This is a genomic window from Brevibacillus sp. MER 51 (assembly GCF_023714195.1).
In the GTDB taxonomy this organism is placed as follows: domain Bacteria; phylum Bacillota; class Bacilli; order Brevibacillales; family Brevibacillaceae; genus Brevibacillus.
This window is the reverse complement of sequence record NZ_JAMAUS010000043.1, coordinates 1-958: the sequence shown is the minus strand read 5'-3', so window position 1 is coordinate 958 and position 958 is coordinate 1. Positions and strand designations below refer to the sequence as shown.

At 52.7% G+C, this 958-nt stretch carries 3 rRNA genes; all 3 read left to right on the top strand.

Features of this window, described 5'->3' with window-relative positions:
- A 16S ribosomal RNA gene (locus tag M3630_RS30440) occupies positions 1 to 119 on the top strand; the annotation flags it as partial.
- A 135-nt stretch (positions 120 to 254) separates the two neighbouring features.
- Positions 255 to 371, top strand: a 5S ribosomal RNA gene (gene rrf, locus M3630_RS30435).
- 170 nt (positions 372 to 541) lie between these two features.
- Positions 542 to 958: ribosomal RNA gene (locus tag M3630_RS30430) — 23S ribosomal RNA — on the top strand; the annotation flags it as partial.

Below are 958 nucleotides of genomic sequence, written 5' to 3'. Positions count from 1 at the left end.
CAACACCCGAAGTCGGTGAGGTAACCGCAAGGAGCCAGCCGCCGAAGGTGGGGTAGATGACTGGGGTGAAGTCGTAACAAGGTATCCGTACCGGAAGGTGCGGATGGATCACCTCCTTTCTATGGAGATATGACCGTAACGCAACATTCGCTGTTCAGTTTTGAAGGAGCATGAATCCTTCACAAGATGAAAGGAAGTTCTGCTAAAGGCTCTCGCGTCCATGCGAGAACGCAGAACGACTTACATCCTATAAGTCTGGTGATGATGGCGGAGGGGACACACCCGTTCCCATGCCGAACACGGCCGTTAAGCCCTCCAGCGCCGATGGTACTTGCTCCGCAGGGAGCCGGGAGAGTAGGACGTTGCCAGGCAGTTACTCTTGCGAGTAACTATCCATTTGTTCCTTGAAAACTGGATACTGCATGAAATTGCTAAGATATTAACTGTAAGTACTTTTAGTAATTACGGAAATGCAAGGATGGCCTGCTAAGTTCGTCTCATCCATGAGACAACGCATGCACTAGCACATCCTGTGCGTCGTGGTTAAGTTACTAAGGGCACACGGTGGATGCCTTGGCGCTAGGAGCCGAAGAAGGACGCAGCGAACTGCGATAAGCCTCGGGGAGCGGTAAGCACGCTTTGATCCGGGGATCTCCGAATGGGGAAACCCACCATCTGTAATGGGATGGTATCCGTATCTGAATACATAGGGTACGAGAAGGCAGACCCGGTGAACTGAAACATCTAAGTAGCCGGAGGAAGAGAAAACAATAGTGATTCCGTCAGTAGTGGCGAGCGAACGCGGAAGAGCCTAAACCGTCGGGTTTACCCGGCGGGGTTGTGGGGCGTCTCACACGGAGTTACAAAAGACGCGCGTAGGTGAACAGCTTGGGAAAGCTGACCATAGAGCGTGATAGTCGCGTAACCTAAACGCGCGTCTCTCCGAGACCAACCCCGA